The 13,791-nt window shown below is 65.3% G+C and carries 10 protein-coding genes; 1 reads left to right on the top strand and 9 read right to left on the bottom strand.

Going from position 1 to position 13,791, the window contains the following annotated elements:
* Positions 1 to 98 precede the first annotated feature (98 nt).
* The 9 genes from EOB49_RS29445 to EOB49_RS29405 form a co-directional block, all read right to left on the bottom strand.
* Positions 99 to 2,171, bottom strand: coding sequence for a 3-hydroxyacyl-CoA dehydrogenase NAD-binding domain-containing protein (locus tag EOB49_RS29445; RefSeq protein ID WP_127383039.1), 2,073 nt, complete (start codon positions 2,169 to 2,171; stop codon positions 99 to 101).
* Between the two features lie 126 nt (positions 2,172 to 2,297).
* Positions 2,298 to 3,245 carry an ABC transporter permease gene (locus EOB49_RS29440; protein ID WP_127383038.1) on the bottom strand — a complete coding sequence of 316 codons (948 nt, stop codon included), beginning with the start codon at positions 3,243 to 3,245 and terminating at the stop codon, positions 2,298 to 2,300.
* 3 nt (positions 3,246 to 3,248) lie between these two features.
* Positions 3,249 to 4,229, bottom strand: coding sequence for an ABC transporter permease (locus EOB49_RS29435; protein WP_164761591.1), 981 nt, complete (start codon positions 4,227 to 4,229; stop codon positions 3,249 to 3,251).
* Position 4,230: 1 nt separating this feature from the next.
* On the bottom strand, positions 4,231 to 5,700 hold the full coding sequence (locus EOB49_RS29430; protein ID WP_127383037.1) for a sugar ABC transporter ATP-binding protein: 1,470 nt from the start codon (positions 5,698 to 5,700) through the stop codon (positions 4,231 to 4,233).
* 49 nt (positions 5,701 to 5,749) lie between these two features.
* The gene (locus EOB49_RS29425) at positions 5,750 to 6,763 is read right to left on the bottom strand and encodes an ABC transporter substrate-binding protein (protein ID WP_023811211.1); all 1,014 of its coding nucleotides are present in this window, start codon (positions 6,761 to 6,763) and stop codon (positions 5,750 to 5,752) included.
* A 95-nt stretch (positions 6,764 to 6,858) separates the two neighbouring features.
* A complete protein-coding gene (locus EOB49_RS29420; protein ID WP_127383036.1) occupies positions 6,859 to 7,749 on the bottom strand; it encodes an SMP-30/gluconolactonase/LRE family protein in 891 nt (296 codons plus the stop codon).
* A gap of 303 nt (positions 7,750 to 8,052) precedes the next feature.
* Positions 8,053 to 8,913: a YihY/virulence factor BrkB family protein gene (locus tag EOB49_RS29415; protein ID WP_281035277.1), complete on the bottom strand. Its 861-nt coding sequence runs from the start codon at positions 8,911 to 8,913 to the stop codon at positions 8,053 to 8,055.
* Positions 8,914 to 9,027: 114 nt separating this feature from the next.
* On the bottom strand, positions 9,028 to 9,750 hold the full coding sequence (locus EOB49_RS29410) for a response regulator transcription factor (RefSeq protein ID WP_127318792.1): 723 nt from the start codon (positions 9,748 to 9,750) through the stop codon (positions 9,028 to 9,030).
* Positions 9,750 to 11,030: a histidine kinase gene (locus EOB49_RS29405; protein WP_127383035.1), complete on the bottom strand. Its 1,281-nt coding sequence runs from the start codon at positions 11,028 to 11,030 to the stop codon at positions 9,750 to 9,752. Before EOB49_RS29405 ends, EOB49_RS29410 begins: the two co-directional genes overlap by 1 nt.
* Positions 11,031 to 11,361: 331 nt before the next feature.
* On the opposite strand from EOB49_RS29405, the gene EOB49_RS29400 reads away from it, so the two are divergent.
* Positions 11,362 to 13,782 carry a glucan 1,4-alpha-glucosidase gene (locus EOB49_RS29400; RefSeq protein ID WP_127383034.1) on the top strand — a complete coding sequence of 807 codons (2,421 nt, stop codon included), beginning with the start codon at positions 11,362 to 11,364 and terminating at the stop codon, positions 13,780 to 13,782.
* The last annotated feature ends 9 nt before the right edge of the window (positions 13,783 to 13,791 follow it).

Below are 13,791 nucleotides of genomic sequence, written 5' to 3'. Positions count from 1 at the left end.
AAAGCCAACTGCTTGGCTTTTCGAACAACGAACGCCCGGCAGGGCGATGAGGGGCAGCGCAGACCTCGACAATTGGGTGGCTTGCCCATGACGTTTGATCAGGCTATCGCGTCGCCGTTCCACGATCCGGTCTCGGCCATCTGCTTCAGCAGCGGCGCCGGCTTGAACACGTCCTTGCCTGTCCGTTGATGCCAGTATTCGAGCCGCTCGATGATCTTGGCCGGGCCTTCGAGGCCAGCCCAGAACATCGGCCCGCCCTTGCCGATGGGAAAGCCGTAGCCATTGACCCAGACGACATCGATGTCGGACGCACGGGCCGCTATGCCTTCCTCAAGGATCTTGGCGCCCTCGTTGACCAGGGGGTAAAGCGTGCGCTCGATGATTTCCTCCGCACTGATCGCGCGCGGCGCGATGCCCTTCTCCGCGGCCTTGTCGCAGATCAGCGCTTCAACCTCGGGATCCGGCACCGGTGTGCGCGCGCCAGCCTCGTAGAGGTAGAAACCTCTGCCGGTCTTCTGGCCGAAACGCCCCTGTTCGCACAGCGTGTCGGCGATCACGGCCGACAGGCCACGCGCCTTGCGGTTGCGCCAGCCGATGTCGAGACCGGCGAGATCGCCCATCTGGAAAGGCCCCATCGGCCAGCCGAAATCGGTGAAGACCTGGTCGATCTGGCTGGGCGTCGCGCCTTCCAGAAGAAGCGCTTCCGATTCCGAGCCGCGCGCGGCCAGCATGCGGTTGCCGACGAAGCCGTGGCAGACGCCGACGACAACGGCCACCTTGCCGATCCGCCGCGCCAGGTCGACGACGGTCGCCAGCGCATCGGGCGCGGTCTTGTCGGCGCGCACGATCTCCAGGAGCTTCATGACATTGGCCGGCGAGAAGAAATGCAGGCCGAGCACGTCCTGCGGCCGCGAGGTCGAGGCGGCGATTTCGTTGATGTCGAGATAGGAGGTGTTGGTGGCGAGGATCGCGCCCGGTTTGGCCACCGCTTCGAGCTTGCCGAACACCTCCTTCTTGACCGCCATGTCCTCGAACACCGCCTCTACGATCAGGTCGCAATCGGCGAGATCGGCATAATCGGTGGAGCCCTTGAACTGGGCGAGCCGCTCGCGCTTGGCGACTTCGCTTAGCGAACCGCGCGTGACGGACACCGAGTAGTTTCTGTCGATCGTCGCCAAGCCGCGCTGCAATGCCTCATGGCTGGTTTCCAGCAAAGTCACGGGATAGCCGCCATTGGCGAAGGCCATGGCGATGCCGCCGCCCATCGTGCCGGCGCCGATGACGCCGACGCGGGCAATCCTGCGCTTGACGATGTCTTTTCCCGAAACCTTTGCCGCCTCACGTTCGGCGAAGAACAAATGCCGCTGCGCCCGCGACTGGTCGCTGCCGACCAGTTTCACGAACAACGCACGTTCCGCCGCCAGCGCCGCATCGAAGGGCAGCGTGACGGCATTGCGCACCGACAGCGCACAGGCGATCGGCGCCTCGAGCCCGCGCGCCTTCCTAGCGAGGTCCGCAGCCTCGGCGTCTAAAGCCACGAGGTCGGTCTCCTTGAGCCCCTCATTGCGATCGCGCACTGGCGTGAAGGGGCCACCCTTGCGGGCAATTTCCCTGGCGAAGTTCACGGCATGCGTCGTCAGATCGCCTTCGAAGACGGCATCGACGAGACCGGCGGCATGCGCCTCGGTCGCACCGATCGGCGTACCGGAGACGATCATCCTGAGCGCCTTCACCGCGCCGACCAGGCGCGGCAGCCGCACCGTGCCGCCGCCCCCCGGCAGCAGGCCGAGCTTCACCTCCGGCAGGCCGAGCTTGGCGCCGGCATCGGCGACGCGGAAATGGCAGCCGAGCGCCAGCTCCAGCCCGCCGCCGAGCGCGGTGCCGTGGATGGCGGCCACCGTCGGCTTGGCGATGGTCTCCAGCACAGCCACGATGGCGCGCAGCTCCGGCTGCTGCATCGGCTTGCCGAATTCGGTGATGTCGGCGCCAGCGACAAACGTCCGGCCGGCGCATGCAATGACGATGGCGGCAACCGAAGCATCGTCGCGCAACTCAACCAGCGCCTGCATCAGCGGTTCGCGAACATGAAAACTCAGCGCGTTGACCGGCGGGTTGTCGATAGTGACGACGGCGACGTCGCCGTCACGGCTGACCTTCACGAAATCGGACACGCAAACCTCCCAGCGCTATTCAGCGGCCGTGGCCGCGCGAACGGGATTTACAGCGCCATGACGTCGAAGGGAACCGGATGTCGGCCTGGCACAATAATTACAGGCCTGGGACGACGAAGGCGGAGCCTACCGCGGCGCCTTCTGCCCGCCCGCCGCCGTGATCACCCCGACAATGATCAGCCCCGTCAGCAGCAGCCTTACGCCGGCACTCACCCCAAACGTGTTGAGCATGGTCAAAAGCAGCACCAGGAACAGCGCCGCGCCCCAGACCCCGGGCACATTGGCCTTGCCGCCGGCGACCGACGTGCCGCCGATGACGACGACCGCGATCGAGGCCAGCAGATACTCATTGCCGATATCGACATTGGCGCCACGGAAATAGCCGGCGAGCAGCGCGCCGTCGATGCCGCCGAGCGCACCAGACAGCGTGTAGGTGAGGAAACGGATGCGGCCGACATTGACGCCGGCGAGCCAGGCGGCGCGGATATTCTGGCCGATCGCCAGCACCGAGCGGCCATAGATCATGCGCTGCAGGGCGACCGCCGCACCGATGGTGAACAGCACGGTGAGGATCGCCAGCACCGGAATGCCCAGTATCTGCCGGTTGGCGAAATCGGCGAAGCCCGGCGGCGGCTTGATCTGCAAGCCGCGTCCGTAGCTGATGTCGATCGACTGGATGATGAAGCTGGCCGACAAAGTGGCTATGATCGGTGGGATGCGCAGCGCCCAGATCAGCAGGTAGTTGGCGGCGCCGATCGCCGCCCCGCAGGCAAGCGCCGCCAGCAGCCCGACCGCGATCATGGAATCATTGCCGTCCATCACTTTCATCGCGACGGCGCTGGCAAGGCCGATATTGGCCGGCAGCGACAGGTCGACATTGCCCGGTCCCAGCGTGATGACGAACATCTGGCCGACGCCGACAATGACCGTGAACACCGCCAGCGACAGGGCCGCGGTGACCATGCCGCCGGCGCCATAACCGCCGGTGAAGGCGATGGTCGCCAGCCACACCAGAAGCGCGCCAATGAACGACCAGATCCAGGGTTTGGCGAGCAGCGATTTCACCGATGTCATCGCTCACCTCTCCTTGCGGCTGATCAGCACCCGCGCCGCCAGCACGATGATGAGGATGGCGCCGTTGGCGGCAACCTGCCAATCGGGTGGAATGTGCATGAAGGTGAGCAGCGGCGAGGCCGCCAGCGCCAGCGTCAGCGCGCCGATCACAGCACCTATCGGCGACACCCGGCCGCCGACGAATTCGCCGCCGCCGAGGATGACGCCGGCGATGGCCAGCAGCGTGTAGCCGTTGCCGATATTGGCGTCGGCCGAGGTGGTGATGCCGATCAGCGCCATTCCGGACAGCACGCCGAACAGACCGGCCAGCGCAAACAGCACGATCTTGGTCTTGAGCAGCGACCAGCCGGCGCGGCCGAGTGCCGCCGGATTGCCGCCGGAGCCGCGCAGGATCACGCCATAGGAAGTGCGCATCAGGCCGAAATGAACGATGAGGCCGATCAGCAGCGCGGCGATGATCGGGAACGGAATGAAGGGCGGCTTGAACGCCATCAGCCCGAGCAGCCAGTCCGGCGCCTTGCCGCCCGGTTTGGGCAAGACGAGAATGGCAAGCCCCTGCCAGACGAAACTCATGCCGAGCGTCACCACGATGGACGGCAGATTGCGCAGATGGATCAGCGCGCCGAGCAGTGCATAGACACCGATCGATCCGAGCAGGATGACGGCACCGATGAGCGGCGCGTCCTTCAGCCAGGTCGCCGTGACGCAGCCGACGAAGCCGACGAAGGTGCCTATCGACAGGTCGAGCTCGTTTCCGGCGATAACGAACATCTGCGCGATGGTCGCCAGCGCGATCGGGATCGCCAAATTGAGCATCAGGCTGAAGCCGAAATAGCTGATGGCGCGCGGGTTGAGCCAGGCGATGGCGAGCAGCACCAGCGCCAGCGACAGCGCCGGCAGCAGCCCGCGCAACAGACGGGCACGGGCCAGTGCGCCTCGCTCGGCGGACGTCCTGGCGGCGGTGTCGAGGCTGGCGGCCGTCATCTCAGGCCGCATCGCCGAATGAGGACTGGATGATCTTCTCTTCGGTCAACTCGTCGCGGCGCAGATTGGCGACGATGCGGCCGTTCTTGAAGACATAGATGTGATCGCAATTGTCGAGCTCTTCGGTTTCCGTGGTGTACCAGAGGAAGGTGCGGCCTCGGGCAGCCTCTTCGCGCACGAGGTCGTAGACCTCCAGCTTTGTGCCGATGTCGACGCCGCGCATCGGGTCGTCCATCAGCACGATCTGTGCATCCGAGCCGAGCGCGCGCGCAAACAGCGCCTTCTGCTGGTTGCCGCCCGACAGCGAGAAAATGTTGTTGTTCATATCGGGCGTGCGGATGCCGATCTTCTTCTGCCAGAATGCAGCGAGTTCGGCCTCGCGCTGCGGCGAGATCAGCAGCCCGCTGCGCAGCCGCGCCAGCGAGCGGATGCCGATGTTCTCAGCGATCGACCATTGCGGAAAGATGCCGTCCGACTGGCGGTCGCCGGCGACCAGCGCCACCGGTGCGGTCACCTCGATACCGGCCCGGGCGCGCGATGCAGCCGTGAAGATCGCCAGCAGCAGGTCGGTCTGGCCGTGGCCAGCCAACCCGGCAAGGCCGATGATTTCACCGGCACAGGCGACGAGGTCGGTGCCGTCCTTCTGCGCGGCGGGCCGCGCCCGGACCCGCAACGGACTGGCGGTGGGCTTGGCGGCAGCGATTTGCGCCGCGATCTTCTGGCGCGCTTCCGCTCCGCCCATCGCCGTCACCAGCCGGTCGCGGTCGAAGGCATCTGCCGCGTCAGCGACAACCACCTTGCCGTCGCGCATCACCACGATGCGATCGGCATTGCGCAGCACCTCGCCCAGCACATGCGAGATCAGGATGCAGCTTTTGCCACCGGCGACGAAGCGGCGGACGAAGGCCAGCAATTGGCCCGCCGTATGCGCATCGAGCGACGATGTCGGCTCGTCGAGGATGACGAGGTCGAGACGATCCTGGGTGACGGTGAAGGCGCGCGCCACTTCCACCATCTGGCGCCGACCGATCGACAGGTCGCCGACAATATCGGACGCCGAACTGCTGTGGCCCGGAAAGATCTCGTCGAGCTTGGCAGCGATCAGCTCGGCCGCCTTGCGCCGCCAACTGAGCCCGCGCAGCGAAGCGTGGTTGATGCGCGTGTTCTCGGCGACGCTGAGATTGGGGCACAGCGACAGTTCCTGGAAGACGCAGCGTATGCCGAGTTGCTGCGCGCGCGACACCGAGTAATTGTCCTCGGTGTCGCCATGCACGCCGATCTTGCCGCTGTCGGGCACCAGCGTGCCCGCCACCATGTGCATCAGCGTCGATTTGCCGGCGCCATTGTGGCCGACGAGACCAACGCACTCGCCGGGGCCGACATGGAAATCCACGCCACCCAGTGCGCGAACGGCGCCGAAATGCTTTTCGGCGCCGTTCAGTCTGATGATGTCAGCGGTCCCTTCAGGCATGCTCAACGATATCCGCCCGATGATCCGGAGGGCAACGCTTGTTCAAGGCTCACTTGATGTTGGCTTTGATGGCCGCGATCGCGTCTTCCTGCGTGTATTCGTGGCTGGCGACGCCGCCCTTGGGGATCTTCGGCAGCTCGGCCTCGAAATCGTCCTGTGTGAAGGCCAGATACGGCACCAGCAGATCGTGCGGAATGTCGGTGCGGCCGTCGAGCACCTGCTGCGCCACCCAGAAGGCGAGCGACGACACGCCGGGCGCGATCGAAGCCGACCAGGTCTGGTAGCCGTCTTTGTCCTTCTGCTCCTTCCACCACTGCAGCTCGTCCTGGCGGTTGCCCATGATGATGGTCGGGCGCGGCTTGCCGGCGGCGGCGAAGGCCTGGGCCGCGCCGTAACCGTCACCGCCCTGGTCGACGACGCCTACGATGTCGGGCAGCGACGGCAGGATGGTCGCCACCGCCTTCTGCGCCGTCGTCTGGTCCCAGTCGCCGGTCACCGAACCGACGATCTTGAACTCGGGATGGGCGGCGACGCCTTCGAGGATGCCGGCATGGATGGCATCGTCGATCGAGGTGCCGGCAAGGCCACGGATTTCAAGCAGATTGCCGCCCTTGGGCTGGAACTTGGCCATCTGCTCGATTTCCTGCTTGCCCATGTCCTTGAAGTCGACGACGACGCGATAGGCGCAAGGCTCGGTCACCGTGCCGTCGAAGGAGACGACGACGATGCCGGCATCGCAGGCCTGTTTGATGGCGCCGTTGAGCGCATCCGGCGAGGCCGCGTTGATGACGATCGCGTCATAGCCCTGCAGGATCAGGTTCTGCACCTGCGCCGCTTGCGTCGGCACCTCCTTGTCGGCGGTGGTGAAGATGTCGGCCGCGCCGACGATCTTGTCGGCGACCGCCTTCTTGGTGACGATGCCATAGCTGTCGAGCATCGCCTGCCGCCAGGAATTGCCTGCATAATTGTTGGAAAAAGCGATCTTCTTGCCACTGGTGTCGGCCAGCGCCGTGCCCGAGGCGAGCATTGCCGCCAGAGCGCCCAGAACGAACAGTTTCTTCATGTCGTTATCCTCCCAGATGTGTTGACTGCTGCATTCCCACCGGCTTTGACCCCGGCCTCACTCCCAATCTGATTTGAGCACGGATTGTCGCGAGCTCAAAACAGTCTCAATCCCGGCACGCGCACCCTGAGCCGGTACAGCGTCGTCGACGCGGTGATGTAGAGGCTTTGCAGATCGTCGTCGCCGAAGGTAAAATTCGCGCAATCTTCAGGTGTCCGGATGACGCCAAGAATGGCGCCCGACGCGTCGAAAATGTGGATGCCGCCGGGTCCGGTGCAGTAAAGATTGCCGCGGCTGTCGATCTTCATGCCGTCGGGCGCTCCCGGCCCCTCGCCCTCGGTCACTGCCCACACCGCGCCGCCATCGAGGTCGCCATTGGCTTCGACGCCGAACACCCTGATATGCCCGCGTTCGGTGTCGTTGATGAACAGCCGCGACTCGTCCAGCGAAAAGCAAAGCCCGTTCGGCTGCCCGAAATCGTCAGCCAGCAATGTCAGCCGGGCGCCATCGCCATCGATGCGGTAGACGCCCTGGAACGGCAGGTCCTGTGGCCGTGGCACGCCATAGAATTCCCTCCGGCCATAGCTCGGATCGGTGAAGTAGATCGATCCGCCGGTGGCAACGACGATGTCGTTCGGGCTGTTGAGCTGCTTGCCCTGATGGTGCGTGGCAAGCACCGTCGCGCTGCCGTTGGGCTCGGCGCGGGTCACGCGGCTTGTTGCGTGCTCGCAGGTGACCAGCCGCCCCTGGCGGTCCAGCGTGTTGCCATTGGCCTTGTGGCTCGGCGCGCGGAACAGCTCGATCTCACCCTCGGCATTGCGGCGATAGATCCGGCTTTCCGGAATGTCGGAAAAGACCAGCCATTTTTCGTAGGGGTGCCAGACCGGCCCTTCGAGGAAGCCGAAGCCGCTCGCCAGGGTCTCAATGGTCGCATCGCCGACGACATCGTCGAAGCCGGAATGGCGCGCACGCGCCGACACCGACATCATCGGCTCCCGGCGCGAACAGCCGTGCTACTCCGCATGGTGACGAATGGCATGAGCGCTTCCCGTTATAGTCTTCTTGTTGGGGCAGAGCGTAGGCGCGGTACCGACGAGCCGATACGGGTCAAAGCGCACGGCCGACTGTGCGTTTGCACAGTCGGCCGTGCCTATAGAGCACAGGATAGCGATGACGTCAGATCAGGGCCGGCGACCACTCCGCAAAAGCGCGGTCAAGGTTGCGCTCGCGCACGCCACCGCCACGAGCACGACCACGCCGGCAGAGTTGGACTCCTGCCGTGCTCGAGCTCAGTCGTGCTGCGCGGGTAAAGGGCTGTCAACCAAGGTGCCCAGGTCGGACCGGCTGCCGTGCCGAACGGAATAGGCGCGCGTGAACTCGGCGCCGAGGAGGAAAATTTCCGACGAGTAGTAAACCCAGAGCAGTATGACGAGCAGGCCGCCAGCGGCGCCATACGAAGACGCAACCGCGCTGGTGCCGATATACCAGCCGATAAGCGATTTTCCCAATGTGAACAGGGCCGCGGTCCCGACAGCGCCAATTGCCACATCGCGCCATTCCAGGGTTCGATCGGGTAAAACCTTGTAGATGGCGGCAAACATCACGGAGATAAGTGCAAACGAAACGACGCCATTGATTCCGCTGAGTATGATCGTTCCGAACGGCAGATAGGCGTTGATGAAATCCCCCAGTGCCGAAATCGCGGCGCTTGCGATGAGAGAGACCAGCAACAGGAAACCGAGTGCGGCCACCAACCCCAGGCTGGCGGCCCGTGCCCGCACCAGACGCGACAGGGAATTGCCTTGCGGTTCGATCTTCCAGATTGTGTTCAACGACTGCTGCATTTCGCCGAAGACACCAGACGCGGCCACCAGCAAGGTGACCAGCCCTATGATCGCGGCCCAGGTGCCGTACAGGCTGTCGGATGCACTTTCCAGCGCAGTCTTCAGGAGATCGGCGCTTTCCGGCCCCATGAGCCCTGATATCTGCGCGGACAAGGCCAATTGTGCGGCATCGTGGCCGAAGACGAGACCAGCAATCGCAACCACGATCAGCAAGATCGGCGCCAGCGAGGTGGTGGCATAGAAAGCCATCGCAGCACCATGGCTAAGCGCATTGTCGTTGATGAAGCCGACTATGCTTTCACGCACCAGATGCCATGAATCTGTGATTGAGGGTCGCACTTGGGGTCCGCAGGCATTGAGTTGGCGTTCACTAGCAATGCGCCTGACCTTCCGAAGTTCCGGGGCGTGGCCGCCGCTGTTTCAGTGCTCCGCCAGCCAGGCATCGAGCCGGTCCTGTTCGCGGCGCAGTGCGTCGATGTTGATCAGGCCACGCGCCATGGCGAGATAGATCGCCCGTGTCCGCGAGTTGAACACGGAAGCATCGCCGGCGCCGTCCTCCGCCGGCACGATGCCGAGCTTGTCGTAGCAGTGCTTGATGCGGCTCTGCGCACCACGGATCGACAGGCCGCGCCGCGCCGCGATCGCCCGGTCGGTCAGGCCGAGCGCGATGTCGATCAGGCTCTCATATTCGCCGTCGGTGATGCCCTCGAACTTGTCCTGCACGCGGTGCTGGATGCCGCGGATTTCGCGGTCGATGATGCAGTGGCCTTCGCGGAAAACCCCGCGCAGCGCGGACCGCATGCCCTCCTCCGTCGCCGATTTGAGCACATAGCCGTAGACCGAACCGGGCGGCACGATGCGCGCCACGCCGCGCACATAGGCTTCGTCGGCGAAATTCGACCAGAACAGGATGTGCGTGCCGGCGCGACGGTTCCAGATCGCCTTGGCAACTTCGATTCCCGTCGCCTTGGGCATCTGCAAATCGAGCACGACATGCAGTGGCTCGCGTTCGGCCGCCAGGTTGATGGCGTCCTCGCCGTCGCTCGCTTCGATCACCTCGACGTCGCCGGGCCACAGCTGCTCCACCGTTCGCCGCGCGAAGCTACGGTGCAGCCCGTCATTCTCGGCGATCATCACAAGCATCACATGGCCTCCGATACGGCGAACTCGCCAGGCACCGCTGCAGCCGCCGCCAATTCTCGCGACGGCTGGCGGTCGATCTCGACGACGACACGGGTGCCGCCGTTCTTGCGGCCAGCCTGGCCGATGCGCAGCCGCGCCCCGATAAGGGCTGCCCGCGTGTGCATATGGCCGATGCCGCCATACGCGGCCGGGTCGACAGTGCCGCAGCCCTGGCCGTCATCCGTCACGATCACCCGCAGCACGCTCGCGGTCGACGCCAGCAGCACGTCGATGCGGTGCGGCGCGGCATGGCGAACGGCATTGTTGATCGCTTCCTGCACGATCCGGTAGAGCGCGGTCCGCACTGGCTCGGCCAGGCTGTCGGCGCCCCCGTCGCTGGTGTCGGCGATGCGCACGGCGATCGGCGGCTTGGCCCTGGCGACGCTGCGGTTGAGATGCGCCTCGACCGCGTCGCGCAGGCCGAACAATTCGAGCACGCTCGGCCGCATGTCGTCGACGATGTGGCGCAGTTCCGTCAGGCAGCCGGCGACCTCCTGCTCGAGATCGGCAAGCTGCGCTGCCCGCGCCACGCCCTGGCCGCGAAGGGCCGAAAGCTGGCGGGCGATGCGGGCGAGATCGGCAAGCGTCTGGTCGTGCAGGTCCATGGCCATGCGCCGCCGTTCGCGCTCCATGCCTTCGGTCAATTGCGAGGCGCCGACGCGCAGCAGCTCGACCCGGTTGCGCGCCTCGCTCTCGGCCAACATGGCGCGGCGCGCCTCCTCGGTCTGGATCAGCGCGAAGATGTAGGGCGCGATCAGGTCCGCGCATTGCTGGGCGACCGCGACATCGGCAAGCGTGTAGCAGTCGACCTCGTGCCGGCTGATGTTGAGCGCGCCGATGATGCCGCCGCGCGCCCTGAGCGGCACGACGATGCGGCTGCGCAGCCTGGCGGCGAAGATCGGACCATCGATGGCGGTGGCGAAATGGAACCGCTCGTCGCTCAACGCATCGTCGGCGAGCAGATAGGGGACTTCGCCCCACAGCACCGAGCGGATCGGGCTGACTTCGGTCGGCAGCGGATGCTGGGCAAGCTCGCTCCAGCTGGTGTGGAAGCCGGCTTCGTAACAGGCGTGCCGGCGGCCGTCATGCGACAGCACCGCCAGATCCATGTGATCGTGCGGGATGAGCGTGCCGATCTCGATGGCGGTCGCGCGGAACGCCGTGCCGGGATCGATATGGCCGGCAAGCGCCCGCGATATCGCCAGCAGCCGGTCGATCAGGACCAGGGACACTTCCGCCATTGCTTTCACGATCCTCCCGTGCCGCGAAATAGTGGACGCATGCCGCCGCCGCTGTCAACGACGGCGCCGTTGACTATAGGAATTTTTTCTTGACTCGGTGACCTCAGCTATGGTACATTTTTGTCCATGGTGCTGATTTGCGCCAGTGACCCGCCGCACAGGCGGGTTGTTCGCTTGATGCTCCGTCAGCCAATGGCGGGCGAAGGCTCCGAAGAAACCCGTCAGCCCGAGTTCGTTGCCCTGCCGTTGGACCGGCCGATCAACTTGCGGTGCAATGATTGTAAAGGGTTCGCGTCCTGGTCTAGGGAGGAGGCCAGGAGACCGAAACAGAATGCCAGTGACGCAAAACGTTGCTCCGGGCGCCCCGGGGATCCCGGCGCGCTGGACATCAAGCGCCAAGAGTGGCGTCGGAACGTCGCTTTCGCCGGCCGGCCGGATCTGGTTTACGATCAGCCACGGCATCCTCAACGAAGTCTACTATCCGCGCGTCGACAGCGCCTGCACCCGCGACCTCGGCTTGATCGTCACCGGTCCCGGCGGCTATTTTTCGGAAGAGAAACGCGATGCCGTGCATACGATCGAACCGTTCGAGGACGGCGTGCCCGCCTACAGGCTGGTCAACACGGCGAGCGACGGCGCCTGGCGGATCGAAAAGCGCATCCTCGCCGACCCGGCGCGCCCGGCTCTGCTGCAGGAAATCACCTTCACGGCGCTGAAAGGGGTGCCCGGTGGCTACCGCGTCTACGCGCTTCTGGCGCCGCATCTGGTCAATGCCGGCATGGGCAACACCGCCTGGGTCGGCGAGCACGAGGGAAAGCCCGTGCTGTTCGCCTCGGGGCGCGGCTCTTGCCTGGCGCTGGCCTCGTCGCAGCCCTGGCGCACCGGCTCGGCCGGTTATGTCGGTTTTTCCGACGGTTGGCAGCAACTCCACGACACCGGTGAGCTCGACGCTGCATACCAGCGGGCCGAGGACGGCAATGTCGCGCTGACGGGCGAGATCGGCTTTTCCGCCACAGAGACCAAGGCCTTGCTGGCGCTTGGGTTCGGCGCGACATCGGACGAGGCCGCGGAACATGCTTTCGCCAGCCTGAAGCAGGGTTTTGAACCCGCGGCGAAATCCTATCTTCAGAACTGGCGCAATTGGCAAAAGGGCTTGCTGCCGCTGGACGACCGGCACGCGGTGCCCGGGATCAACTTCTATCGCGTCTCGACGGCAGTACTGGCGACGCACCGGTCGATCGCGACGCCAGGCGCCGCGGTCGCCAGCCTGTCGATCCCGTGGGGCTTCAACAGGGGTGACGACGACCTCGGCGGCTACCATCTGGTCTGGCCGCGCGATCTGGTCGAGACGGCGGGCGGCTTTCTTGCTGCCGGCGATGCCGCCTTGGCCCTGCAAATCCTCGATTACCTCAGCTCCATCCAGCAGCCGGACGGCCATTGGCCGCAGAACGCCTGGCTCGACGGATCGGCCTATTGGCCCGGCATCCAGATGGACGAATGCGCCTTTCCGCTGCTGCTGGCCGACGCTTTGCGCCGCGCCGGCCATTTGCCGCGCGCCAGGCTCATGACCTTCCTGCCGATGATCGAGCGCGCCGCCGGCTATGTCGTGCGCAACGGACCCGTCACCGGCGAGGACCGCTGGGAAGAGGATGCCGGCTACAGCCCGTTCACGCTCGCCGTCGAAATCGCCGCACTGCTTGCCGCGGCAGACCTGCTCGACGCCTGCGGCAAGACAGACGCCGCGACCTATCTGCGCGAGACATCAGACGTCTGGAACGACCAGGTCGAGCGCTGGACCTACGTCACCGGCACGGCGATCTGCAGTCAAGTCGGCGTCGAAGGCTACTATGTCCGCATAGCACCACCCGACAGCGCCGAAGCGGGTTCGCCGAAGGACGGCTATGTCCCGATCAAGAACCGGCCGCCCGGCGACACCGACCGGCCGCCCGAGGAAATCGTCAGCCCGGATGCACTGGCACTTGTCCGCTTCGGTCTGCGGGCGGCTGACGATCCGCGCATGACAGACACGGTCAAGGTCATCGACGCGCAATTGCGCTGCGATCTGCCGCAAGGGCCGCTCTGGTACCGCTACACCAGGGACGGCTATGGCGAGCACGAAGACGGCGCGCCGTTCGATGGCACCGGCCAGGGTCGCCCCTGGCCGCTGCTGGCCGGCGAACGGGCTCACTACGAGCTGGCGGCAGGGCGCAAGGACGAGGCGATCAGCCTGCTGGCAGCACTGGAAGGCTCGGCCGGACCGGGCGGCCTGTTGCCGGAGCAGGTCTGGGACGGCGCTGACATGCCGGAACGCGAATTGCTGCATGGCCGCCCCTCGGGCAGCGCCATGCCGCTGGTCTGGGCGCATTCGGAGCATATCAAGCTGCTGCGCTCGCTGCGCGACGGCGCGGTCTTCGACATGCCGCCGCAAGGCGTCAAGCGCTACATCGAGGACAAGACCGTGTCGCCGTTCAGAACCTGGCGGTTCAACAACAAGATCCGCACCATGCCGGAGGGCAAGACGTTGCGCGTCGAATTGTTGGACCCGGCTACAGTCCACTGGAGCACCGACAACTGGGCGACCGCCCACGACAGTCATACGGTGGAGAACGCCTTCGGCATCCATCTTGCCGATCTGCCTGCGGCAAGCCTCCCCGAGGGAAGCACGCTGCTCTTCACTTTTTTCTGGCCCGGGACCGGCGATTGGGAGAATGTCGACTTCTCCGTCATATCGGGCGACCAAGATGGCCAGTAGATCACAGCC

The sequence above is a fragment of the Mesorhizobium sp. M7A.F.Ca.MR.148.00.0.0 genome (genome assembly GCF_003997735.1).
In the GTDB taxonomy this organism is placed as follows: domain Bacteria; phylum Pseudomonadota; class Alphaproteobacteria; order Rhizobiales; family Rhizobiaceae; genus Mesorhizobium.
The sequence above is the reverse complement of the archived record's forward strand: the minus strand, read 5'-3'. Positions and strand labels throughout refer to the sequence as shown.

Bases quoted from the DNA above. Each gene is read 5' to 3' on its own strand.
- EOB49_RS29410 (WP_127318792.1), bottom strand. From the start codon at position 9,750: ATGCTTGTGATGATCGCCGAGAATGACGGGCTGCACCGTAGCTTCGCG.
- EOB49_RS29400 (WP_127383034.1), top strand. From the start codon at position 11,362: ATGCCAGTGACGCAAAACGTTGCTCCGGGCGCCCCGGGGATCCCGGCG.
- EOB49_RS29425 (WP_023811211.1), bottom strand. From the start codon at position 6,763: ATGAAGAAACTGTTCGTTCTGGGCGCTCTGGCGGCAATGCTCGCCTCG.
- EOB49_RS29430 (WP_127383037.1), bottom strand. From the start codon at position 5,700: ATGCCTGAAGGGACCGCTGACATCATCAGACTGAACGGCGCCGAAAAG.
- EOB49_RS29405 (WP_127383035.1), bottom strand. From the start codon at position 11,030: ATGGCGGAAGTGTCCCTGGTCCTGATCGACCGGCTGCTGGCGATATCG.
- EOB49_RS29440 (WP_127383038.1), bottom strand. From the start codon at position 3,245: ATGACATCGGTGAAATCGCTGCTCGCCAAACCCTGGATCTGGTCGTTC.
- EOB49_RS29420 (WP_127383036.1), bottom strand. From the start codon at position 7,749: ATGTCGGTGTCGGCGCGTGCGCGCCATTCCGGCTTCGACGATGTCGTC.
- EOB49_RS29435 (WP_164761591.1), bottom strand. From the start codon at position 4,229: ATGACGGCCGCCAGCCTCGACACCGCCGCCAGGACGTCCGCCGAGCGA.